This window comes from Natronosporangium hydrolyticum (assembly GCF_016925615.1).
Classification (GTDB): Bacteria; Actinomycetota; Actinomycetes; order Mycobacteriales; family Micromonosporaceae; genus Natronosporangium; species Natronosporangium hydrolyticum.
Map to the genome: position 1 here is coordinate 1 of NZ_CP070499.1, position 22914 is coordinate 22914.

A 22914-nucleotide genomic window follows, 5' to 3' on the forward strand; every position below is an offset into this window, starting at 1 on the left:
ATGAGCACCGGCGGCTTCGACGAGCTAGCTGCGGTGTGGCGGGACGCCACCGACGAGATCGCAGACGAGATCGTCTCCGCACAACAGCGGGCGTACCTGCGGGAGACCCGCCTCCGCGCGATCGTCGAAGACACCGCTCTGCTCTCGGTACCGGACGCGTTCACCCGGGACCAGATCGAGTCGAAACTGCGGCCGGCGATCACCGACGCCCTCTCCCGCCGCCTCGGCCGCCCAGTCCAGGTAGCGGTCACCCTGAGCCCACCGGAGCAGCGGCCCGCCGATCCAGCCGCGGCGCCCTCAGCAACGACGCCCCCATCGGCGACGCCTCCGTCGGCGGCACCCCAGACCGCGACTCCGATGTTCGACGCCCCGCCGATGTCGGCGCCGCCCGCCGGGCCACCGGCCTCGGCGCCCTCCATGGCCGGACCACCGATGTCGGTCCCGCCGCCACCCGCGATGCCTGGTGCAACTGCCCATCCGACCATGCCGCCCGCCCCCCGTACGCCGGAAGACTGGCGCGGCGGAGAGCGGCGGGGCTTGAGCGGTGAGCCGCCGCCCGAGCGGGCGGTGGGCCGAGTGCGGCCGCTCGGTGACTTCGCCACCCCGCCGCCGGGCTCGGCCCCGCCGGGCGAACCAGCCATCCCGCACGCCCGCGATCTCGGGCACCGGGAGCTGAGCCGCCCCGACTATGACCGCGGCGGCGAGTACGGCCGGGGCGACTCCAGCGAGAGCGGGCCCAACCGCGAGCGGTGGGTCGCCCAGACCGGCGGTAACCGGCTCAACCCCAAGTACACGTTCGAGACCTTCGTCATCGGTTCGTCGAACCGGTTCGCGCACGCGGCGGCGGTGGCGGTCGCCGAGTCCCCCGCGAAGGCGTACAACCCGTTGTTCATCTACGGCAGCTCCGGGCTGGGCAAGACCCACCTGCTGCACGCGATCGGCCACTACGCCTCGCAGTTGGGCAACGCGCGCGCGGTGCGCTACGTCTCGACCGAGGAGTTCACCAACGACTTCATCAACTCGGTACGCGACGACAAGACCAGCGCCTTCCAACGGCGCTATCGCGACGTCGACGTGTTGTTGATCGACGACATCCAGTTCCTGGAGAGCCGCGAGCGGACCCAGGAGGAGTTCTTCCACACCTTCAACACGTTGCACAACTCGCACAAGCAGATCGTGATCACCTCCGACCGGTCGCCGAAGCAGCTCTCCACCCTTGAAGATCGGCTTCGGACCCGGTTCGAGTGGGGACTGCTCGCCGACATCCAGCCGCCGGATCTGGAGACCCGGATCGCGATCCTGCAGAAGAAGGCGGCGCAGGACCGGCTGCAGGCCCCGCCGGATGTGCTGGAGTTCATCGCCTCCCGCATCTCCAACTCGATCCGGGAGCTCGAGGGCGCGTTGATCCGGGTCACCGCGTTCGCTTCGCTGACCCGGTCGCCGGTGGCGCTGTCGCTCGCCGAGGAGGTGCTCCGGGACTTCATCCCGGACGGCGCCGAGCCGCAGGTCACGGTGGACCAGATCATGGCCTCGACCGCGGACTACTTCGGGGTGAGCCTGGAGGACCTACGGGGCCATTCCCGCTCCCGGGTGCTGGTCAACGCCCGTCAGGTCGCGATGTATCTGTGCCGTGAACTCACCGAACTGTCGCTGCCGCGGATCGGCCAGGCGTTCGGTGGCCGAGACCACACCACCGTGATGCACGCGGACCGCAAGATCCGCCAGCAGATGGCCGAGCGCCGCTCGCTGTTCAACCAGATCGCCGAACTCACCAACCGGATCAAGCAAGCCACCTGACCCATCCGCCCTCCCGCGCCGATCATGGACTTAGGTACATGATCGGCGCTGTTTTGTGTGCTCAACTCCATGATCACGCCCGGGGCGGGGGTTATGCACAGGCTGTGGGAAAAACCTGGGGAAATCCGGTGGAGAGCCGGTGGATAGCGGGGGATAACTTCTGCCCGATCCGGCAGTTGTGGATAACTCCTCGGGTTCTGCACCGCTTCATCCACCGGGTTTCCACTGGTAGTTAGATCGGCTGAGCTGCCAAAACGCGAGTTCTCCACAGAATCCACAACACCGACTACGACGACGATATAGATCTACCAAGAAGAGAAAACCCAATCATCGGTGTGTGGATTGAGCGGGCCAGCAAATGACCACCCCCCGGGTGCGTCGCCCCGAACCCCGGCTCCTACAGTGCGACAGTGGGGTGAGACGCGCGCCAGGCCCGGCGCGTGATGGCAGGAGGCCGCTGATGAAGTTTCGGGTCGAACGAGATGCGCTTGCCGAGGGCGTTGCCTGGACGGCGAAGGGGCTACCCGCCCGGCCGTCGGTGCCGGTGCTGGCCGGGGTCCTGTTGCGGGTGACCGATTCGCAGCTGCAACTCTCCGGCTTCGACTACCAGGTCTCGAGCGAGGCCTCGGTGACGGTGCACGCGGACGCGGAGGGCGCGGCGCTGGTCTCCGGCAAGCTGCTCGCGGAGATCACCAAGGCGCTGCCCGGTAAGCCGGTGGAGATCGCCGCAGTCGACGCTCACCTCGAGCTCACTTGCGGCAGCGCCCGGTTCACGCTGCCGACCATGCCGGTGGAGGACTATCCCAGCCTCCCGGCGCTGCCCGAGCGGGCCGGCACCGTCGACGCCGCCGCCTTCGCCGCGGCCGTCTCGCAGGTGGCGTTGGCCGCTGGCAAAGACGAGACGCTGCCGATGATGACCGGCGTCCGGATCGAGTTCAACGGCGGCAACCTGGCGTTGTTGGCGACCGACCGGTACCGGCTCGCGCTGCGGGAGATCGACTGGCAGCCCGATGATCCGCAACTGAGCGCCAATGCCCTGGTGCCGGCGAAGATCTTGGCAGACACCGCGAAGACGCTCGGTCCGATCGGTGGCGAACTCGTTGTGGCGCTCGCCGCCGACGGGGTAGGCGAAGGCATGATCGGGTTCGAGGCGGGCGAGCGCCGGACCACCAGCCGGTTGCTGGACGGCGCGAACTACCCACCGGTGCGCAATCTCTTCCCCGCCAACCACGCCGCTCAGGCGACCGTCTCGGTCGCCACGCTCACCGAGGTGGTGCGACGGGTGTCGTTGGTCGGCGAGCGCACCGCGCCGGTGCGGCTGTCGTTCAGCGGTGACGGCGTGGTGGTCGAGGCCGGCGGGACCGAGGAGGCGCGCGCCAGCGAGGCAGCCGAGGCGACCTTCGAGGGTGAGGAGGCGATGACCCTCGCCTTCAACCCGGGTTACCTGCTGGACGGGCTCGGCGCCCTGAACGCTCCGAACGCGATCTTCTCGTTTGTGGAGCCCGGCAAGCCGGCGGTGCTGTCGCCGGGCAACGAGGACGGTGAGCAGCAGTCCGGTTACCGTTATCTGATCCAGCCGATCCGGGTGGTCCGATGATGCTCGATCATCCCCGACGGGAGGCGTGATGCAGCTCGGCCTGGTGGGCCTCGGCCGGATGGGCGGCAACATGCGGGAGCGGCTGCGGGCGGCCGGTCACGAGGTGATCGCGTTCGACCGGGATGCTCAGCTGTCGGACGTGCCGGACCTGGCCGCGCTCGTCGCCGCGCTGTCGCCGCCGCGGACGCTCTGGTTGATGGTGCCGGCCGATGTCACCGGCGACGTGGTGGAGGACCTCGGCGAGCTGTTGGCCGCCGACGATCTGGTGATCGATGGCGGCAACTCGCCGTACGTCGAGGACGGGCCGCGGGCCCGGTTGCTGGCCCAACGGGAGATCGGCTACCTCGATGTCGGAGTTTCCGGTGGGGTGTGGGGGCGCGCCGAGGGCTATGCCTTGATGGTCGGCGGTGAGCGGCGGTATGTGAAGCGGTGCCGTCCGATCTTCGACGCGTTGACCCCGCCCGGTGAGCTCGGCTTCGTCCACGCCGGTCCGGTGGGCGCCGGCCATTACACCAAGATGGTCCATAACGGCATCGAGTACGGCCTGATGCAGGCGTACGCCGAGGGGTATGAGCTGCTCACCAAGGCCGAGCTGGTCGACGACGTGCCGGGGGTGTTGCGCTCCTGGCAAGAGGGTTCGGTGGTCCGTTCCTGGCTGCTGGAGCTGCTGACCCGGGCGCTGGAGGAGGATCCGGAGCTGGCTTCGTTGCAGGGCTACGCCGAGGACACCGGCGAAGGGCGCTGGATGGTCGACGAGGCGGTCCGGTTGGCGGTGCCGTTGAACGCGATCACGGCTTCGCTCTACGCCCGGTTCGCCTCCCGGCAGGAGGATTCGCCAGCGATGAAGGCGGTGGCGGCGCTGCGGCGGCAATTCGGCGGCCACGCGGTCCGCGAGTAGGCGGAGGTCGCCGTGCACGTCCGCCGGCTAGAGTTGGTCGACTTCCGTTCGTACCACACGGTCACTGTCGAGTTCGGACCAGGTCCGAGCGTTCTGTTCGGTCCGAACGGGATCGGCAAGACCAACCTAGTCGAGGCCCTGGGCTACGTCGCGACGTTGGGCAGCCACCGGGTCGGCACCGACGCGCCGTTGGTTCGGGCGCAGGCGAGTTCGGCGGTGATCCGCTGCCTGGTGGCGCAGGAGGGTCGGGAGCTCCAGGTGGAGCTCGAGTTGGTGCCCGGGAAGGCCAACCGCGCCCGGTTGGGGCACTCGCCGGTGCGCCGGGTGCGGGAGATCCTGGGCGCGCTGCGGATGGTGCTGTTCGCGCCGGAGGACATCGAGCTGGTCCGGGGCGAGCCTTCCGGCCGGCGTCGCTACCTCGACGACCTGCTGGCCGCGCGGCGGCCCCGGTTCGCCGCCGTCGCCGCCGATTATGAACGGGTGCGAGCGCAGCGGAATGCGCTGCTCCGGACGGCGGCGCTGGCCCGCAAGTCCGGCGCCGGCGCCGATTTGTCTACTCTGGATGTTTGGGATGCCCATCTGGCGCGGCACGGAGCCGAGCTGCTGGCGGGGCGGCTGGCGCTGGTGGCCGAGCTGAGCCCACACGTGGCCGCCGCGTATCAGGCGGTCGCCGGCGACGATGGCGGGTCGCCGGCCCAGTTGGAGTACCAGAGCACGCTCCCGTCACCGCCGCCGAGCGACCGCGATGCGCTGACCGAGGCGTTGGCGGCCGCGCTCGCGGACAACCGCGCCACCGATCTGGAGCGCGGCGCCACCCTGGTGGGCCCGCACCGTGATGAGCTTGGTCTGCTGCTGGGGCCGTTGCCGGCCAAGGGGTACGCCAGCCACGGCGAGTCCTGGTCGTTCGCGTTGGCGCTGCGGCTGGCCGCGTACCAGCTACTGCGGGCGGACGGGGTCGAGCCGGTGCTGGTGCTCGACGACGTCTTCGCGGAGCTGGACACTGGCCGGCGGGAGCGGCTGGCGCGCAGCATCGACGACGCGGCCCAGACGCTGGTCACCTGCGCGGTGGAGGGCGATGTGCCGGCGGCGCTCCGGGGCGTCCGCTATGAGGTCGGCGACGGTGAGGTGAAGCGTGTCTGAGCAGCCAGCTCCCCCACCCGAGCCGGAGCAGCCGGCCGGTGGCCAGCAGGGCGGGCCGCCCGCCGGCCCCGAGCTGGCCCGGGCGGCGTTGGAGGCGGCGTTGGCCCGCCGCAGCACGCCGGGGCAGCGCCGCCGCGGTGGTGGCCGCGGCGAGTCGTCGGGCGGTGATCCGGCCCGGCGTCGCTCCCGTACCTGGTCCGCAGCGGGGCCGGACGCGCGGGATCCGCAGCCGTTCGCCGCGGTGCTGGCCAAGCTGGTCGCCGATCGCGGCTGGCAGCGGCCGGCCGCCGAGGCGACCGTGTTCGGGCGGTGGGCGAAGCTGGTCGGGGAGGATGTCGCTGAGCACTCCCGGCCGGTGAAGCTCGAGGACGGGGTGTTGACGGTGGAGGCGGTCTCGACCGCTTGGGCGACCCAGTTGCGCCTGCTCGCCGGGTCGTTGCTCAAGCGGATCGCCGGGGAGGTCGGCCACGGGGTGGTCACCCGGCTGCATGTCCACGGGCCGGCGGCCCCGTCCTGGGACCGCGGGCCGCGGCGGGTCCGTGGCCGGGGGCCGCGGGACACGTACGGGTGACCCGCCCGCCGGTCGGGGTGGGCCGCTCAGGAGTCGGCGTAGACGGCGAAGCCGCGTTCGGCGCAGCGCCGGTAGAACCTCGCCAGCACCGCCAGCTCCGAGCGGGGGAAGTGCCACTGGGCGGCGCCGGTGTCCTGGTCCCGCAGCCGGCGCAGCCGGTCCTCCAGCCAGCGCAGCTGGGCGTCGGCGAGGCGGTTGCCGGCGAGCGCGTCGCGCATCAGCGCGCTGACCGAGTCGAAGGTGACCACCTCGCCGTAGTGCTGGTGGTTGTTGACGAAGCGTTCCAGGCCGCCGGCGATCCAGTCGCAGCCGTCCGGGTCGATCACCGGGTCTTCGTCGGTCTCGGCGGATTCGGTGGCGTAGAGCACCCGCTCCAGGCCGAGCAGGAGATCCACCAGCTCGACGTAGGCGGTGGCGCGGACCGTGCCGGTGTTGGCGATGTGTCCGGCGAGCGCGGCGGTCGGGGCCGCGGTGTCGGGCGCCTCGGCGACCTCGCCGAAGTCCACGAACTCCGCCGGCGCGACCGGGTCGTAGAACCGCCCGGTGCGCGGCCAGGCGACGGCCACGTTGTCCAGCCCCATCTGGCGCCTCTCCCTTCACCCTACCCACCCGCGTCACTGCTGTCACCGCGACGCCTGCGGAGGGTACGGCACCGGGTGGGGGCGGCGCGACCCCCGAACGGTCGGATTCCGGCTCCCGGCGCTTGCGGAGGCCGGACGTGCGGGGAGGGGGTCGCGGGCGTGGTCCTCGTGGCCGGAGCTGGCCGTCAGGCGGTGCCGCGTGCGGGTTCCGTCGCTGCTGCACAGTAAGATTGAGGCGAACCGGGGGCCCGTGGCGACGCAGGTCCCCACGGGTGACCCCCCGCCGGTGCAACCCGCCGGCGGTCCGCGCTCGCCTGGGTCTCGTCTGGGCGATCACGTCTCGTGGGTCGCGCCTCGGCGCGGCCATATCTCGGGGCGAGCGCGGCCGAGGACGACACGTCGGCGCGGCCCGGTGCCGACGGAAGAGAGGATCACAGCGTGGCAGCGTCGAAGCAGCCGTCGAACCAGCAGGGATACACCGCCGGCTCGATCACCGTGCTGGAGGGTCTGGAGGCGGTCCGCAAGCGGCCGGGTATGTATATCGGCTCCACCGGCGAACGGGGTCTGCACCAACTGGTGTGGGAGGTGGTCGACAACGCGGTAGATGAGGCGATGGCCGGCTACTGCGACACCATCGACGTGGTGCTGACCGCCGACGGCGGGCTGCGGGTCACCGACAACGGCCGGGGGTTCCCGGTCGACCTGCACCCCAAGCTGAAGAAGCCCGGGGTCGAGGTGGCGCTGACCGTGCTGCACGCCGGCGGGAAGTTCGACGGCAAGGCGTACCAGGTCTCCGGTGGTCTGCACGGGGTGGGTGTGTCGGTGGTCAACGCGCTCTCCACCCGGATGGAGGTGGAGATCCACAAGGACGGTCGGGTCTACCGCCAGCAGTACCACAACTCCAAGCCGGATCCGTTGCAGGAAGGCGAGCCGACCCGCCGGAGCGGGTCGACGGTGGCGTTCTGGCCGGACCCGACGATCTTCGAATCGATTGACTTCTCGTTCGAGACAGTCACCCGGCGGCTGCAGGAGATGGCATTCCTCAGCCGCGGCCTGACCATCCACGTGCGGGACGAGCGCAAGCTCGACGACGACGGCAACGCACGCGAGGTGACCTACCTTTACAAGGGCGGCATCGCCGACTTCGTCCGCCACCTGAACCAGACCAAGACCCCGATCCACAAGTCGGTGGTCGAGTTCGGCGCCGAGGGTGACGGGATGTCGCTCGAGATCGCGATGCAGTGGAACGAGTCGTACGGCGAGTCGGTCTATACCTTCGCCAACAACATCAACACCCACGAGGGTGGCACCCACGAGGAGGGGTTCCGGGCCGCGCTGACCTCGGTGGTCAACCGGTACGGGTCGGAGAAGCGACTCCTCAAGGGCGACGACAAGCTCAGCGGGGAGGACATCCGGGAAGGGCTCGCCGCGATCATCTCGGTGAAGCTGACCAATCCCCAGTTCGAGGGGCAGACCAAGACCAAGCTGGGCAACACCGAGGTCCGCAGCTTCGTGCTGAAGACCTGCAACGACTGGCTCGCCGACTGGATGGAGCGGAACCCCAGCGAGGCGAAGATGATCATCACGAAGGCGTCGCAGGCCGCCCGGGCGCGGGTCGCCGCCGCCCAGGCGCGCAAGCTCGCCCGGCGTAAGTCGCTGCTGGAGTCCGGCTCGATGCCGGGCACGCTCGCCGACTGCCAGTCGACCGATCCGCGGCAGTCGGAGTTGTTCATCGTCGAGGGGGACTCCGCCGGTGGCCCGGCGAAGCAGGGCCGGGATCCGAAGACCCAGGCGATCCTGCCGATCCGGGGCAAGATCCTCAACGTCGAGAAGGCGCGGATCGACAAGATCCTCAAGAACAACGAGGTCCAGGCGATCATCACCGCGCTCGGCTCCGGCATCCACGACGACTTCGACATCGACAAGCTGCGCTACCACCGGGTCATCCTGATGGCGGACGCCGATGTGGATGGTCAGCACATTCAGACGCTGTTGCTGACGCTGCTGTTCCGGTTCATGCGGCCACTGGTCGAGCTCGGCCACGTCTATCTCGCGTCGCCGCCGCTCTACAAGATCAAGTGGAACAAACGCGCCGACGACGTGCAGTACGCCTACTCCGACCGGGAGCGCGACGGCCTGATCGCGCTGCGCCGGGAGCGGAAACCCAACGCCAAGCCCGACGACATCCAGCGATTCAAGGGTCTCGGCGAGATGAACTACCCTGAACTGTGGGACACCACGATGAACCCGGCCACCCGAACCCTGCGCCACGTCACTCTCGACGACGCGGCAACCGCCGACGAGCTGTTCAGCGTCCTGATGGGTGAGGATGTCGAAGCCCGGCGATCGTTCATTCAGCGCAACGCCCGAGACGTGCGCTTCCTTGACATCTGACCACCCCGTACCGCCAGTGGTGCCGGCTCCGCCGGTGTCGCTGGCGGATGGTCCACCAGCAGTGAGGATGACTAGAAAGTGACAGACCCGACAGTCCCCCCGGACGACTCCGAGCAGGCCCCGGCGGAGGGCGGGGGCAGCGAGGAGCCGATCACCCCGGAAGAGTTGGCGATGGGCCGTGGCCGGGTCGAACCGGTCGGCATCGAGATCGAGATGCAGCACTCGTACCTCGACTACGCGATGAGCGTGATCGTCAGCCGGGCGCTGCCGGATGTCCGCGACGGGCTCAAGCCGGTCCACCGCAAGATCCTGTGGGGCATGTTCGACGGTGGTTACCTGCCGGACCGGGGGTACGTGAAGTGCGCCCGCGTCGTCGGTGACGTGATGAGTAATTACCATCCGCACGGCGACATGGCCACCTACGACTCGCTGGTCCGGATGGGGCAGAGCTGGTCGCTGCGGTACCCACTGGTCGACGGCAACGGCAACTTCGGCTCGCCGGGTAACGACCGGCAGGCGGCGATGCGGTACACCGAGTGCCGGCTGCACGCCATCACCATGGGGATGCTGCAGGACATCCGCGAAGACACCGTCGACTTCATCCCCAACTACGACGGCCGCTCCCAAGAGCCGGTGGTGCTGCCGGCCCGGTTCCCCAACCTGCTGGTGAACGGGGCCGAGGGGATCGCGGTCGGCATGGCGACCAAGATCCCGCCGCACAATTTGCGCGAGATCGGCGCCGCCGTCCAGTGGTGCCTGACCAACCACGAGGCCGACGAAGCGACCACCCTGGAGGAGGCGCTCAAGCTCGTCAAAGGGCCGGACTTCCCCACCTACGGGTTGATCGTGGGCACCAACGGTATCCAGGACGCGTACCGCACCGGCCGTGGGGCGATCCGGATGCGGGCCGTGATCGACATCGAGGAGGACCGGAAGGGCCGCACCCTGATCGTGGTGTCGCAGCTGCCCTACCAGGTCAACCCCGACAACCTGGCGCAGCGCACCGCCGAGCTGGTGAAGGACGGCAAGCTCACCGGGATCGCCGACATCCGCGACGAGTCCAGCGGGCGTACCGGCATGCGGTTGGTGATCGTGCTCAAGCGCGACGCCATCCCGAAGGTGGTGCTGAACAACCTCTACAAGCACACCCAGTTGCAGGAGACCTTCGGCGCCAACATGCTGGCGCTGGTGGACGGGGTGCCGCGCACCCTCAACCTCGCCCAGTTCCTGCGGTATTACGTCGCGCACCAGATCGAAGTGATCCAGCGCCGCACCGCCTACCGGCTGCGAAAGGCCGAAGAGCGGGCGCACATCCTGCGCGGGTACGCCAAGGCGCTGGACCTGCTCGACGAGGTGATCGCGCTGATCCGGCGCTCGCCCACCGCCGAGGAGGCGCGGACCGGGCTGATGCAGCTGCTGGACGTGGACGAGGTGCAGGCCACCGCCATCCTCGACCTGCAGCTGCGGCGGCTGGCCGCGATGGAGCGGCAGCGGATCCTCGACGAACTCGCCGAGATCGAGCTGAAGATCGCCGACCTGAAGGACATCCTCGCCAAGCCCGAGCGGCAGCGGTCGATCGTCTCCGAAGAGCTAGCCACGATCATCGACAAGTTCGGCGACGAGCGGCGCACCAAGATCGTGCCGTTCGAGGGCGAAGTGGCGATGGAGGATCTGATCGCCCGTGAGGACGTGGTGGTCACCATCACCCGAACCGGGTACGCCAAGCGGACCCGCTCGGATCTCTACCGCTCGCAGCGGCGTGGCGGTAAGGGAGTGTCCGGCGCCACGTTGCGTCAGGACGACATCGTCAGCCACTTCTTCGTATGCTCTACACACGACTGGATTCTGTTCTTCACCAACAAGGGCAGGGTCTACCGCGCCAAGGCGTACGAGCTGCCGGAGGCGAGTCGGACCGCCCGCGGTCAGCATGTGGCGAACCTGATGGCCTTCCAGCCGGACGAACACATCGCGCAGGTGATCCGGATCCCGAACTACCAGGTGGCCCCGTATCTGGTGCTGGCGACCCGGAACGGGCTGGTCAAGAAGACCACGCTGGAGGAGTTTGACTCCAACCGTACGGGGGGAATAATCGCCATTAACCTACGCGAAGGCGACGAACTGGTGGGGGCGCAGCTGATCGGGCCAGAAGAGGACCTCCTGTTGGTGAGCAAGAACGCTCAGGCGATAAGGTTCAACGCCACCGACGAGGCGCTGCGCCCGATGGGCAGGGCCACCTCCGGCGTGATCGGGATGCGGTTCGGGGACGACGACGAGCTGCTCGCGATGGAGGTCGTCCGCGAAGGCATGGACGTCCTCGTCGCCACCGGCGGCGGATATGCGAAACGGACCCCGATCGAGGTGTACCCGGTGCAGGGTAGAGGCGGTAAGGGCGTAGTGACCGCCAAGATCACTGATCGACGGGGGGAGCTGGTCGGCGCAGTGGTGATCAGCGCGGAGGATGAGCTCTTCGCCATCACCAGCAACGGCGGAGTCATGCGGACTCCCGCGAAGCCCGTGCGACGGACCCAGGACCGGAACACAATGGGGGTAAAGCTCATGAACCTCCCCGAGGGGGTGACCCTCGTGGCCATCGCTCGGAACGCGGATGAACCGGACGGACAGGAATAACGTGATGACGGAGACAGCGGCGACTACGGGGACCTCCGCCAGCTCGGCCGGACGGGATTCCGCCGACGACGCGGCGCTCACGGAGGGGGCCAGCTCGACCACGGCGACCGGCGGAGGAGCTGCGGCGACCGCCGACGCCGAACGGTCCGGAGCAGCCGGCAGCGCCAACAACGACAGCCCGGAGCGACCGACGTCGAACGGGGCAGACTCGGCTGCGGGGCCGATCGGGTTCGAAGCCGGCGACGCCGGGCCCGCGGACCCCAGTGCCACGGGCCCTAGCTCGGCGGGCGCAAGCTCGGCGGGCCCTGGGTCGGCGGGCCCTGGGTCGGCGGGCCGTAGCTCGGCGAACGCCGATCCAGCGATCGCCGATTCGGCGACAGCGGGCTCGACGGGTACGAGCTTGGCCGGCTCCGGATCTGGTCCGGGAGCCGGGGCAGCCGGAGCTGGCGTCGGCGCCGGGGCCGCTGCGTCGGGCGACGGCGGCGGCGAGCCGGCAAAGGTCGACCACCAGCCGGAGCCGAAAGACTCCGGCGGCGGCGCCGAGCCATCGGCGAAACCGAGCTTCACCCGGCCACCCGGCATGGTGCCGCCGCCGGACCGGATCGAGGACGTAACCCATCCCAGCGGGTGGTCGGCCGCCACCCCCGTCTCCGGCGCGCCCGCTTCCGGGCCACCCGCCGCCGTCCCGTTCTCGGGCGCCGCCAGTGCACCAGTCTCAGCGCCGCCCCGGGTCACCGGCCGGCAGGCCGCCCCCAACGCGGTCACCATGCGGCCGGGGAGCGGAGGCGACAGCGTCGCCGGTGCCGGACCGATCGGGGAACCGATCCGGCCCCGGGCCGCCGCCACCCCGCGGGGGCCGCGGCGGGCCCGCCTGCACCTGAAGCGGGTCGACCCGTGGTCGGTGATGAAGTTCTCGTTCGCGGTCTCGCTGGTGCTCTTCATCGTCGTGATCGTGGCCTCGTCGGTGCTCTACCTGGCGCTCGACGCGATGGGAGTCTTCGCCAGCGTCAACGAGACCGTCGCCGAGCTGATCTCGGGTGCGGGCGAGACCGGGAACACCTTCCGGATCACCGCCCAAGGGGTGATCGGCACCGCCGCCGTCCTCGGCGCCCTGAACGTCCTCTTGTTCACCTCGCTCGCGACGCTCGGCGCGTTCATCTACAATGTGTGCGCTGACTTGGTTGGGGGTGTTGAGGTCACCCTCGCTGAGCGCGACTGAACAACTCCACCGGGACACCTGAGGTGATCCGAGTTGGGGTATCGTGACCGGGTACGGTAATCTTGCCCGGCGCGTGGGGCTATAGCTCAGTCGGTTAGAGCGCAGAGCTGATAACTCTGAGGTCGCTGGTTCGATTCCAGCTAGCCCCACTCCTCACTATCCGGAGGTGGCCTCCATGTGGAAGAAGCTGATCATCGTCGCCGGCGTGGTCGGCGTCGCCGCCCTCATCGCTAAGCGGGTCAAGGCCGCCAACGACGAGCGCGCTCTCTGGCACGAGGCCACCACCGCGCCCGACCTGCGCTGACGCCGCGGTCGCCGGGAGCTTCAACAGCCCCGGCGTCGCCCGCCAACCGGCGCGCTGCCCCCTCCTTCAGCGGCGCGCCTGCCCTCGGGGCCGTAGCTCAACTGGCAGAGCACTGCCTTTGCAAGGCAGGGGTTAGGGGTTCGAGTCCCCTCGGCTCCACTCACCTTCTTCGCGAAACCGTACCCTCGATGCGACTACGCTCCGTGAGAGATTGTCGCCCAATTGCCCGCTTTAGCAGCTTCTGCTGTAACGCTGCGCGAAGGCCCTGGGTGTTCGTGTGCCGTAACCTTCGGCTACTGTCCTACTTCGCGAAACGCGGTGCCAAGACGCTTGCGCATCTCGGCCGGCCGGTGGGCACGGCTGACGTTGATGAGAGTCTGAGCGCCGGCCTCGACCTAGGCGCGGTCAGCGGCGTCGGAAGAACTGAACCGCCCAGCTCCGCGACAACCTGGTGCTCCTGCCTCGATAGTCCGCTGTGCTTCCCTGACCCGATGTCACGCCAAAGGCGTTGGACTCGAGCAAGACGGGCCGCCGTAGGCTTGCAGACGTGTTCACACCGGTCGAGCGCGAGCAGCTCCGTGACGAGCTGATCAAGACAGCTCATGCCGACAACGATGTTGTCGGCGCAGCGCTGGTCGGGTCGGCGGCAACCGGGCGCGAGGACGCCTGGTCCGATATCGATCTGGCACTGCAAGTAGGCCATGGCGCCGACCCCGCAGTTGTAGCGAGTCGATGGACCGCGCAGTTCTACGACCGACACGGCGCTGCTCATCACGTGGATGTCATTGCTGGTGGCGTGCTCTACCGCGTGTTTCTCCTGGCGTCCTCACTGCAGATCGATGTGTCGTTCTGGCCCAAAGATCAGTTCCGAGCCACCGAGCCGGGATTCACGCTGCTGTTCGGCACCCCTTTGCCCGCTACCGAACCCGCTGATCCGAACGCATCGCGAGAGATCGGCATGGCCTGGCTCTACGCACTGCACTCACGTTCGGCGATCGCTCGCCATCGCTTCTGGCAGGCGACCATGATGCTCGACCACCTTCGCGATCAACTTCTCGTGCTCGCGAGCCTGCGCCATGGTCTCAATCCACATCATGGCCGCGAGGCCGATCTCCTGCCCGCGTCCGTTCTAGACCCACTGCGGCAGGCACGCGCTGCATCGATGGCTGAGTCCGAGCTGGCGCGTTCGCATGCAGCCCTGGTGAGGGGGCTTGCCGACGAAGTCGCCTTCCACGACCGCGAGCTCTCCACGCAACTGAACGCGCCGTTGGACGAACTCGCCCGCGCCGGCTACTGACGTTCTTCCGGGTCTCAGGTGGCAATGTGATGCTTCAAAGCGCGGATCGCCTCCGGGTTCGGGCTCCCCAGCACACGCCGGTTGACGAGCGCTCGCCCAGCGGTAAGCCCCGCTGCTGGCGGGGCGCCGCGACCTATTCCAGTTCGAGCAGGTGATTCATCAGACCAGCGGTGATCGCGGCGCCGGCTCGGCGTAGCGCCGCTACGGTCGACTGGTCGGTTGCACCCTTCAATGATGTGACCGCGGTGTGGTGGACGGTGAGCATCTGTGGCTGGTACTCGGTGACGAGCCGGCTCAACAGTTGGTCCGGGGTAAGCACTTCGACGCCGAGGAGCTCCACGGCTTCGGCCGGGAAGTCCTTGGCGTTGGAGGTGCACAGCACCGTTGCCTCGACGGCGAGGGCAGCGGCCAGGACGTGGCGGTCATCCTCGTCAGGCAGCGTCAGGTCATCCAGCATGCGCCGGTGCTCCGCGCCCGGTTCCACCTCGGCCAGGGGGAAGGCCCGGTTCATCGCGTGTACCAGCCGCTGGCCGGCTGCCCGGTCGAAGCCTGCCACGTTCCGCTGGAGGTGTTCGGTGACCTCGGCCAGGATCTGTGAGCTCCATGCGATGGCGATGATCTCCTGGTCGGCCGCGTAGAGCAGGTAGTCGCGCAGGACGCGGGAATACAGGACGTTCGCGTCGGCGAGGACGACCCGGACCAGGTCTGTCTCGCCGAGAGTGTCGGTCATCCGGTCAGGCCGAGCTCGTTTTGCAGGTCGGCCAGGTCGGCCAGCGCGTCGCGTCGGCGTGGCCGCTCGGAGTCCAGAAAGGCCCTGATAGAGGAGACTCGAACGCGGTGGTGCGTGCCGACCTTGCGGAACTCCAGCAGGCCACGGTCCATCAGCTTGCGGACCTGCGGACGCGACATGCCCAGCAGAACCGCCGCCTCGGTCGGGGTGACCTCGGCGTGGCCCCGGGACACCAGGATCTCCTCTCCGCGCGCCCGGGCGTCGACCAACCTGGAAACCAGCTCTGCGGTCTGTCGTGACAGCGCTACCTTCACCTCGTCGCCGGACCTTTCCAGGGCGCGATGAAGAGCAGCGGCGTCACGCACTAACAGATCACTCATGACCGGCTCCAACTGCTCTAAGTGAAACAACTGCAGCAAGTGTAGCAGCACACGGGCCATTCGGAGACCCTGATACAGCCCAGAGAAGCAACCGTACCCACCTGCCGCGTGAGCCAGTCAAACGGGTGAGAAAAGGGCCGACGGATATATCTCCGTGCGAATCAGGAGATGATGGGTAGGTGGATGGCGATCCAGTACGACGAGGCCGTGGGTGGCCACGGCTACCGCAGCTTCGGTTGACCGCGCCGGAGACTGTCGCGATCACCCCGAATCAGCATCGACGGGCCGTGAACCTGCTCGCCTCGATGATCCTGGACCACCACTACGCCCAACACCGCTCGGCCGTGCAATCCGGCGAGCAGCCGCCTACGCCAGCCTGACCTGCCGCTCGCGGGCGACGGGAAGCTGCAGGTCAGGGCCGGTTGTGACAGCAAGGGTGTTCTTATGCCGTAACCTCCGGTCCACCCAACATCGCCGCAGGTAGCGGCATCAGCGCACCCGCCCAATCTGCCGGTCTCCACACAGACGGAAGACTCTACGGGCCGCGTCGGACGTCTCCATGATCTCGAACGGGCGTCGCAGCCCAGCCCAGCGCGTCGAACCGCGCGGATCGCGTGAGGAGGGGCCACTGCGCCCATGTGGGTCCGCCGATACGATGAGCGACGAGCGCCGCTGTTCGCAGCGCTGCGCGCTACAGCAGGTCCTCGAACTCGGCTGCGTCTATTCCCGTCTGACGGAGAATCGCAGCCAGGGTTCCGCGCTTTACCACCTTGTGCAGCGGAACCGTCGTGCCACGTCCCGTGTCAGCATGCCGCAACACCACATGGCTACCCCGTGTCCGAGTCTGGACGAAGCCGGCCCGTTCGAGTGCCTTGACGACCTGCTGACCGGACAGTATTGGGAGCCTGCTCACCCCACGCTCACCTGGACCGCGGCGGTCACCGGATGGGCGTCCAGGGCGGCCAGCTCCTCCGCGGTTGCGTCCTCCAAGTACAGCTCAGCCGCCTCGCGGACGTTCACCAGCGCTTCCTCAACCGTCTCGCCTTGGCTGATCGCTCCTGGCAACTCAGCCACCTGAGCGACGTACCCGCCGTCAAGGTCCGGGGTGAGTACCGCAGTGAGTACATGCTTCTGCGCCATGGCCACAGCGTAGCGCGACGTCGAAGGAGGAGACGGTAGATGGTGCTCAACCTCGTGTGCGTATCCCCGGCGTTGCCAGCCGGCAGTAAGTTCAACCGCAATGGCTCTCGGCGCCAACATCCGCCCCAGGTCAATCGGACTCTGCGTGGTCAGCAGCAGATCAGGATGCCCGAGAACGGCCACCTTCTCGGCTCGATTCTGCCCTACGACCAGCGCCCTGGGGTAAGGCTGGCAAGCAGTCGAGAATCAGCACGGAGTCAGCGGACGTCGCGACGCTGCCCGGCGTCCAACGGTGCCGGGCAGCGTCACGAACGTATATGACCAGCCTAAACGGAACTCAGCGTCGCTCGACCGGGCGACGGGGCCGCCTTTGCAAGGCAGGGGTTAGGGGTTCGAGTCCCCTCGGCTCCACCCGACATCGCTGCAGGTAGCGGCATCACTCTTCGCCTTCCGGTTCGTCATCGGATCGATGGTCGTCGTCGGTCGTCCAGCGAATCGTCAGCAGCTGACCCGAACGGCTCGCGCACCAGCCGGTCATAGTCCGCCGGAGTCCACGTTGTTCGGGACGTCGGCCACGCCGTTGGGAGCCGCCGGTCGACGAAGAGGTTGGACAGGCCGGCTAGGCCGCGCAGGCAATGCAGGTGCGGGCTGCCGGCAGCGCCAACAGTCGCTTCGGGGCAATGCTTTCACTGCAGCGTTCGCAGCTGCCGTAGTTGCCGTGGGCGATCCTCTCCAGCGCCATGTCCACATCGGCCAGGCGCTGGCTGGCTGCCGCGAGCAACGCGCTCGCCTGTGAGCGCTCGAAGGCGATCGTTGCCCCCTCCGGGTCGTGCTCGTCATCGGTCGCGGCAAAGCTCGCCGCCTCCACGATCGATGAGAAGTTCCGGGACAGGGCAAGAATCCGGTCAGACGTCCGCTCGCGGTCGGCAATGAGTAGCCGGCGAAGTTCGGCGAGGTGGGCGGGGACCGCAGCAGGTACGGACGGCGCCATGTCTGGTCACCTCCCTACGAAACCGAACCCAGTAGTCGGGCACTCTTGTCGAAACCCGATATAACCCAGTATGCACGGACCGGCCGGCGGCTTGCTCCTTTCCGCGGCCGGTAGCCGGCTGACTCACCCCTTGCGCCGCCCCGCTACGAGAGCGGCCGAACGTCGAAGGTGTGCTGGTTAGGCGGTATGTGTCGCGGTTGTGCGGCCACGGATCTGGGCCGGGTAGTGCTTGCGCAGGTCGGAGGTTGTCATCCGGTCGAGCATCCGGTCGGGAAGGATGCGGGACGCCCGAATGAGAAAGGCAGCCGTTGCTCCGATGGTGTAGCGGGTGCGGGGTCTGCGGTCGGTCACCGCCTTGACGACTTTCTTCGCGGCGACGTCCGAGGTCACGCCGGCCTTGGTAAACGCGTCCACGTGGGAGGGTATTGCCTGCATCAGCGCGCCGTAGCGCGCGTTCAGCTCGGATGTCATCCCCTCGTTGAGGCGGCCGAGTGCGGCCAGGCCGGTGCGGGACATTTCGGTTTTCACGCCGCCTGGTTCGACAACCACTACCTGCACACCGTGAGGTGCCAGCTCGTTGCGCAGTGCGTCGCTGACCGCCTCCATCGCGAACTTGCTGGCGGCGTACGGTCCGTAGCCGGCCATGGAGATCTTGCCGTTGAGGGAGGTGATGTTGACGACGCGTCCCTTGGCACGTAGCAGCGCGGGCAGCAGGGCCTGGGCGACGGCGACGTGGCCGAAGAGGTTCACCTCGAAGATGCGACGCCATTCGTTGAGCGGTGTCACTTCGATCGGGCCGGCGCCAGGGACCCCGGCGTTGTTGACCAGCGCCCGCAGCGGCCGCGGGTCCCGCTCGACGTGTGCGGCGAGCGCCGCGACCTGGTCGGGGTCGGTGATGTCGAGGATCACCGGCTCGATGCCCTCAGCCCGCAGGGGCGTCCCGTCGCTGTTTCGCCGGACACCAGCGAGGACGTGGAAGCCGCGGCGGGCCAATTCCCGTGCGGTGGCCGCGCCAATGCCGGTTGATGCCCCGGTTACGACCACAAGTTCCTGGGTTTCAGATGACGTTGTCATCTCTTGATGGTAGCCACGAAGAGATGACGCTGTCAACTGAGCCGAGTGACTTAGTCATCACCATCGCGGCCGGAGTAACTAGGATGATTCGCATGACCTCCCGCGCCGAATCAGCCGCCGCCACGCGCCGCGCCCTGCTCGCCGCGGCCGCTGCGCTGCTCGACTCCGGTGGCCTCGACGCCGTAACGTTGCGCGCGGTGGGGGCGCGCGCCGGAGTGACTCGCGGGGCGCCCTACCGGCACTTCCCCGACAAGGAGAGCCTGCTGATCGCCGTCGGGACCCAGGCATGGGACACCCTCGGAGACCGCATGCAAGCCCTTCGCGCGGACCCGAGCTTGTCGCCCGCTGAGAAAGTGCGTGGTGGCCTCATCACGCTTATCGACATCGGCCGGTTTCGGCCGCACCTCTACAAGCTCATGTTCAGCAACCCGACCGGCGACCCCGCGGCGCTCGCCGGTGCCGCCCAGCGCAGCCAGATCGAGTTCCTGGCCGCCGTCGCGGACCTGGTCGGCGAGCAGGACGCCCGCCAATTCGCAGCCCTGCTCATTAGCAGCGCGAGCGGGATCGCCGGACTGGAGGCCAGCGGCCAGCTCGCCGACCCCAAGTGGGGCGGCGTCACCGCCGAAGACCTCACCGACACCTTGGTTGACATGATCGCCGGCCAGCGGCGGCACGCATGACCTGCGACAGTGGCTCCGGCTACCCCGCGCTGGCCCTCGCCGGCTGGGTCGTCGAGCACGTCGCACAGATCGAGGCCAGCAGAGCGGCCTTCGAGACGCGGACCAGCGGATCGACTCAAAGCAAGGTTCAGGTGAGCGGCCAGTTGCGTAGGGCGGCGTCGGCCATCGTCTGGAGTTCGTCGCGGCCGATCCCGCTCGCGGCTTGCACGGCGATGCCGAACGCCAGGGTGGTGACGTAGCGGGCCAGGAGCCCGGGGTCGGTCTCCGGCGGGAGGTCGCCTTCTTCGATCGCTCGCTGGAACCGTTCGCGGACGCTGGCGCAGCCGGTGGTGCGCCAGGCGGCGAGCAGGTCGCGGACTGGCTGCCCGGAGTCGCCGGTGACGAGGGCGCCCTGTACGCCCAGGCAGCCGTGGGGATGGGCGGGTCGGGTGGTGGTGCGAACCGTGCCGGCGAGGATCGCGGTGGCGACGGCGAGTGCGGTCGGCTCCGCGATCGCCCGGGATAGGTAGCCGCCCGGTCCCTCGTTGTATCGCGCCAGCGCCTTGCGGAAGAGCTCTTCCTTGTTGCCGAACGTCGCGTACATGCTGGTGGTGGAGATGCCCATCGCCTCGGTCAGGGTGGCCAGGCTGGCTCCTTCGTAGCCGTGCTCCCAGAAGGTCAGCATGGCGCGTTCGAGCGCCTCGTCGGTGTCGAATCCCCGCGGTCGGCCGACTGGACCCTTCTGCCTGTTCCCCACCCCCGTAGCCTACTCCTTTTGTAGCGATCGCTGCACAAGTGCTACGGTCTAATTCAGCAGCGATCGCTGCGAAAATATAGGGAGGTCATCCTCGTGGGATCACTTGAAGGAAAAGTGGCACTGGTCACCGGCGGCAGCACCGGCATCGGCCTGGCCAGCGCCGTACGCCTGGCGGCCGAGGGCGCCCACGTGTTCATCACCGGCCGGCGCAAGACCGAACTCGACGTGGCAGTCGAAACGATCGGCGCAGCAGCCGCCACTGCGGTGGTCGGCGACATCGCAAACCTGGCGGACCTCGACCGTCTCTACGAGACGGTCCGCAGCCGGGGGCAGGGTCTGGATGTCCTGTTCGCCAACGCCGCGGTCGCCGAATTCGTGCCGCTTGAGCAGATCACCGAGGAACACTTCGACACCCTCTTCGGGATCAACGTCCGCGGCACCCTGTTCACCGTGCAGAAGGCCCTGCCGGTGCTCAACGACGGCGCCTCGGTGATCCTGAACGGCTCAACCAATGTGGACGCCGGTGCGGAGGCGTTCGGTCTGTACGCGGCGTCCAAGGCTGCCACCCGTTCGTTCGCCCGGACCTGGGCCAACGAACTCAAAGGGCGCGGCATCCGGGTCAACACCATCACGCCCGGCCCGACCGACACACCCGGTCTCTCCGGGCTCGCCCCCGATCCGGAGCAGGCCGCCGGACTCCGGCAACACCTGGCTACGCAGGTGCCGCTCGGCCGACTCGGACGCCCGGAGGAGATCGCCGCCGCGGTGGCCTTCCTCGCCTCCGACCAAAGCAGCTTCATCACCGGCTCGAGCCTCTACGTGGACGGGGGCCTCAACCAGCTCTGACCCGATGTTCCGGCCGGCCGGGCGCTCCCTTGCGGAGCGCCCGGCCTTTCTTCCTGATCAGCCGAGCAGAGCGCGCACCAACCACCGCCCGGTTACGTTATCGACGCGCGGCCGGTTCCCCCGTGGTCTCCGCTGTGGCCGGTTCCGACTGCGACGGGCCGTCGCCGTCCGTATACCGATTGGCCTGATAGCGCCCCAGCACCACGAGGATGAGCACCGCCACCACGGTGACGGCCACGGCGCCGAACCCGAACCCGACCTGCAACGCCCTGGTGAACGCCTCCTCGATCACCTGCAGCAGCTCCGACCCCACTGCGCCCGGCAACGCACCGGCGACCTCCAGCGCCTCTGCCACGCTGCTGCGGGCCGTGTCGGCGCTCTCCTGCGGCACGGCCGGCGGGACCGAATCGGTCAGGGTGGCCCGGTAGACAAGCATCCCGGCGCCACCGCCGAACGCGATCCCGAGCGCGACCCCCAGTTCGCCGGAGACCTCCTGCATCGAGGCGGCCGAGCCAGCCTGTGCGAGCGGAGCGGTGGCGATAATCAGGTCGCTGAGCAGCGCCGTCGCCGCGCCCTGACCGATCGCGCCCAGCGAGTAGCTGGCCGCTATCCAGGTCACCGAACCGGTGGTGGTCAGCACCGCCGCGCCGGTCAACCCGACCGCGCTGACCAGAAGTCCACCCCCGATGACGTACGCCGGGCGGAGCCACCGGGAGAGCGCCGGTGCCACCAGCATGCCGAGCACTGTCGCCAGCGAGAACGGGACCGTCCACAGCCCGGCGGTAAGCGGTGACAGCCCGGCGACCCACTGCAGATACTGGGTGAAGAGGTAGAAGCCGCCGACCGTACCGATGCCAAGCATCAACACCGCCGCGAGGGAGGCCGTAAAGCGTCGGTTGCGGAACAGTCGAAGGTCGAGGAGCGGGTCGGGTAGGCGCAGTTGCCGGCGGATGAAAAGCACCGCCAACCCGACCCCGGCGGTAATGGCGACAAGATATCCGATGTGGATACCGTGTTCGGCCATCTCCTGGATGCCGAAGATGATGCCCAGGATCGCCCCGAGCGATAGTGCGACGCTGGCTAGGTCGAGACGGTGGCCGCTCGGTTCCCGGAACTCGGGCAACAGTAGCGGACCGAGCACCAGCAACAACATCAGCGGCGGCAGGTTGACCAGGAAGACCGACCCCCACCAGAAGAATTCGAGCAGCACCCCGCCGAGCACCGGGCCTAGCGCGGTGCCGCCGCCGAAGGCCGCCATCATCGCGGCGATGGCGAACCGGAGTTGGCGTGGGTGGTGGAACAGGTTGCGCAGCAGTGAGTAGGCCGAGGGCATCAGGGTCGCGCCGGCGATGCCGAGCAGTGCCCGGACGACGATCAGCATTTCGGCGCTGACCGAGTAGGCGGCGATCAGCGAGAGGATGCCGAAGGCTGCGGTGCCGATGAGCAGGAGGCGGCGTCGGCCTACCCGGTCGCCCAACCGGCCCATGGTGATCAGGAAACCGCCGATGAAGAAGCCGTAGACGTGAACTATCCACAACATCTGGGATGTTCCGGGGCTGAGGTCGCCGGCGATCGACGGCATCGCCAGGAACAACACCGTCAAGTCGGTGGCGAGCGCAAGCATCGGAAGCACGAGCAACAGCAGCCCCAGCCACTGTCGCCAGCCGGCTCGATGGCTCGACCTCGTACCGGTCGGGTCATGCTCGGTCATGATCGCCCCTCCTGCTGGTTCTGATGACCAGGAGGCGCGAGGATCTCCCTCGCAATGCGAGATCCGCCCGCCCAGCGAGTTGATCATGGGGTTTGGGACCGAAAATGGCGCCGGTCATGTACCTAGGTCCATGATCAACGCAGTAGGTGGTGGTGGGTATATGGGGATATTCTCGACATAAGCCATGCGGTACGGGGAGG

Annotated in this window: 22 protein-coding genes and 3 tRNA genes; 16 read left to right on the plus strand and 9 right to left on the minus strand. The window is 68.3% G+C overall.

Features of this window, described 5'->3' with window-relative positions:
- The 5 genes from dnaA to JQS43_RS00025 all read left to right on the plus strand — a co-directional run bounded on the left by dnaA (position 1) and on the right by JQS43_RS00025 (position 6003).
- A complete protein-coding gene (gene dnaA / locus JQS43_RS00005; RefSeq protein WP_239676987.1) occupies positions 1 to 1797 on the plus strand; it encodes a chromosomal replication initiator protein DnaA in 1797 nt (598 codons plus the stop codon).
- Positions 1798 to 2257: 460 nt separating this feature from the next.
- On the plus strand, positions 2258 to 3394 hold the full coding sequence (gene dnaN / locus JQS43_RS00010; RefSeq protein ID WP_239676988.1) for a DNA polymerase III subunit beta: 1137 nt from the start codon (positions 2258 to 2260) through the stop codon (positions 3392 to 3394).
- A gap of 28 nt (positions 3395 to 3422) precedes the next feature.
- Positions 3423 to 4292: a phosphogluconate dehydrogenase (NAD(+)-dependent, decarboxylating) gene (gnd, locus tag JQS43_RS00015; RefSeq protein WP_239676989.1), complete on the plus strand. Its 870-nt coding sequence runs from the start codon at positions 3423 to 3425 to the stop codon at positions 4290 to 4292.
- 12 nt (positions 4293 to 4304) lie between these two features.
- A complete protein-coding gene (recF, locus tag JQS43_RS00020) occupies positions 4305 to 5432 on the plus strand; it encodes a DNA replication/repair protein RecF (protein ID WP_239676990.1) in 1128 nt (375 codons plus the stop codon).
- Positions 5425 to 6003 carry a DciA family protein gene (locus JQS43_RS00025; protein WP_420847629.1) on the plus strand — a complete coding sequence of 193 codons (579 nt, stop codon included), beginning with the start codon at positions 5425 to 5427 and terminating at the stop codon, positions 6001 to 6003. The genes recF and JQS43_RS00025 overlap by 8 nt, the downstream gene beginning before the upstream one ends.
- Positions 6004 to 6029: 26 nt before the next feature.
- On the opposite strand, the gene JQS43_RS00030 is transcribed toward JQS43_RS00025, so the two are convergent.
- A complete protein-coding gene (locus JQS43_RS00030) occupies positions 6030 to 6584 on the minus strand; it encodes a hypothetical protein (protein ID WP_239676991.1) in 555 nt (184 codons plus the stop codon).
- 438 nt (positions 6585 to 7022) lie between these two features.
- Between JQS43_RS00030 and gyrB the strand changes: the two genes are divergently transcribed.
- From gyrB to JQS43_RS00065, 7 genes are all read left to right on the plus strand, one after another.
- The gene (gene gyrB / locus JQS43_RS00035) at positions 7023 to 8978 is read left to right on the plus strand and encodes a DNA topoisomerase (ATP-hydrolyzing) subunit B (protein ID WP_239676992.1); all 1956 of its coding nucleotides are present in this window, start codon (positions 7023 to 7025) and stop codon (positions 8976 to 8978) included.
- A 171-nt stretch (positions 8979 to 9149) separates the two neighbouring features.
- Positions 9150 to 11606, plus strand: coding sequence for a DNA gyrase subunit A (gyrA, locus tag JQS43_RS00040; protein ID WP_239679580.1), 2457 nt, complete (start codon positions 9150 to 9152; stop codon positions 11604 to 11606).
- 400 nt (positions 11607 to 12006) lie between these two features.
- The gene (locus JQS43_RS00045) at positions 12007 to 12825 is read left to right on the plus strand and encodes a DUF3566 domain-containing protein (RefSeq protein ID WP_239676993.1); all 819 of its coding nucleotides are present in this window, start codon (positions 12007 to 12009) and stop codon (positions 12823 to 12825) included.
- Positions 12826 to 12900: 75 nt separating this feature from the next.
- Positions 12901 to 12974, plus strand: a tRNA-Ile gene (locus JQS43_RS00050).
- A gap of 26 nt (positions 12975 to 13000) precedes the next feature.
- Positions 13001 to 13129 carry a DLW-39 family protein gene (locus JQS43_RS00055; RefSeq protein WP_239676994.1) on the plus strand — a complete coding sequence of 43 codons (129 nt, stop codon included), beginning with the start codon at positions 13001 to 13003 and terminating at the stop codon, positions 13127 to 13129.
- 86 nt (positions 13130 to 13215) lie between these two features.
- Positions 13216 to 13288: transfer RNA gene (locus tag JQS43_RS00060), tRNA-Ala, on the plus strand.
- A gap of 388 nt (positions 13289 to 13676) precedes the next feature.
- Positions 13677 to 14426: a nucleotidyltransferase domain-containing protein gene (locus tag JQS43_RS00065; RefSeq protein ID WP_239676995.1), complete on the plus strand. Its 750-nt coding sequence runs from the start codon at positions 13677 to 13679 to the stop codon at positions 14424 to 14426.
- Between the two features lie 133 nt (positions 14427 to 14559).
- Here the strand turns inward: JQS43_RS00065 and JQS43_RS00070 are convergent, their stop codons facing one another.
- Both JQS43_RS00070 and JQS43_RS00075 read right to left on the minus strand, forming a co-directional pair.
- The gene (locus JQS43_RS00070) at positions 14560 to 15156 is read right to left on the minus strand and encodes a PIN domain-containing protein (protein WP_239676996.1); all 597 of its coding nucleotides are present in this window, start codon (positions 15154 to 15156) and stop codon (positions 14560 to 14562) included.
- On the minus strand, positions 15153 to 15596 hold the full coding sequence (locus tag JQS43_RS00075) for a helix-turn-helix domain-containing protein (RefSeq protein WP_239676997.1): 444 nt from the start codon (positions 15594 to 15596) through the stop codon (positions 15153 to 15155). Before JQS43_RS00075 ends, JQS43_RS00070 begins: the two co-directional genes overlap by 4 nt.
- Before the next feature lie 176 nt (positions 15597 to 15772).
- Between JQS43_RS00075 and JQS43_RS00080 the strand changes: the two genes are divergently transcribed.
- The gene (locus JQS43_RS00080) at positions 15773 to 15916 is read left to right on the plus strand and encodes a hypothetical protein (protein ID WP_239676998.1); all 144 of its coding nucleotides are present in this window, start codon (positions 15773 to 15775) and stop codon (positions 15914 to 15916) included.
- A gap of 311 nt (positions 15917 to 16227) precedes the next feature.
- Here the strand turns inward: JQS43_RS00080 and JQS43_RS00085 are convergent, their stop codons facing one another.
- Both JQS43_RS00085 and JQS43_RS00090 read right to left on the minus strand, forming a co-directional pair.
- Complete coding sequence (locus JQS43_RS00085) at positions 16228 to 16449, minus strand: type II toxin-antitoxin system HicA family toxin (protein ID WP_239676999.1); 222 nt, start codon at positions 16447 to 16449, stop codon at positions 16228 to 16230.
- Positions 16446 to 16676 carry a type II toxin-antitoxin system HicB family antitoxin gene (locus JQS43_RS00090; RefSeq protein WP_239677000.1) on the minus strand — a complete coding sequence of 77 codons (231 nt, stop codon included), beginning with the start codon at positions 16674 to 16676 and terminating at the stop codon, positions 16446 to 16448. The genes JQS43_RS00085 and JQS43_RS00090 overlap by 4 nt, the downstream gene beginning before the upstream one ends.
- Before the next feature lie 345 nt (positions 16677 to 17021).
- Here JQS43_RS00090 and JQS43_RS00095 point away from each other — a divergent pair.
- Positions 17022 to 17087 (plus strand) — tRNA-Ala (locus JQS43_RS00095).
- Between the two features lie 208 nt (positions 17088 to 17295).
- Here the strand turns inward: JQS43_RS00095 and JQS43_RS00100 are convergent.
- Together JQS43_RS00100 and JQS43_RS00105 are read right to left on the minus strand one after the other, a co-directional pair.
- The gene (locus JQS43_RS00100) at positions 17296 to 17667 is read right to left on the minus strand and encodes a TraR/DksA family transcriptional regulator (RefSeq protein WP_239677001.1); all 372 of its coding nucleotides are present in this window, start codon (positions 17665 to 17667) and stop codon (positions 17296 to 17298) included.
- Between the two features lie 177 nt (positions 17668 to 17844).
- Positions 17845 to 18741, minus strand: coding sequence for an SDR family NAD(P)-dependent oxidoreductase (locus JQS43_RS00105; protein ID WP_239677002.1), 897 nt, complete (start codon positions 18739 to 18741; stop codon positions 17845 to 17847).
- A 92-nt stretch (positions 18742 to 18833) separates the two neighbouring features.
- Between JQS43_RS00105 and JQS43_RS00110 the strand changes: the two genes are divergently transcribed.
- Positions 18834 to 19421: a TetR/AcrR family transcriptional regulator gene (locus tag JQS43_RS00110; protein ID WP_239677003.1), complete on the plus strand. Its 588-nt coding sequence runs from the start codon at positions 18834 to 18836 to the stop codon at positions 19419 to 19421.
- A gap of 127 nt (positions 19422 to 19548) precedes the next feature.
- Here JQS43_RS00110 and JQS43_RS00115 read toward each other — a convergent pair whose 3' ends face one another.
- Positions 19549 to 20157, minus strand: coding sequence for a TetR/AcrR family transcriptional regulator (locus JQS43_RS00115; protein WP_239677004.1), 609 nt, complete (start codon positions 20155 to 20157; stop codon positions 19549 to 19551).
- Positions 20158 to 20250: 93 nt separating this feature from the next.
- Between JQS43_RS00115 and JQS43_RS00120 the strand changes: the two genes are divergently transcribed.
- Positions 20251 to 21003 (plus strand): SDR family NAD(P)-dependent oxidoreductase, encoded by a 753-nt coding sequence (locus tag JQS43_RS00120; RefSeq protein ID WP_239677005.1) that lies wholly within the window; start codon positions 20251 to 20253, stop codon positions 21001 to 21003.
- Between the two features lie 97 nt (positions 21004 to 21100).
- Here the strand turns inward: JQS43_RS00120 and JQS43_RS00125 are convergent, their stop codons facing one another.
- Entirely contained in the window at positions 21101 to 22714 is a 1614-nt protein-coding gene (locus JQS43_RS00125) for an MFS transporter (RefSeq protein WP_239677006.1), read from the minus strand.
- Positions 22715 to 22914: the final 200 nt, after the last annotated feature.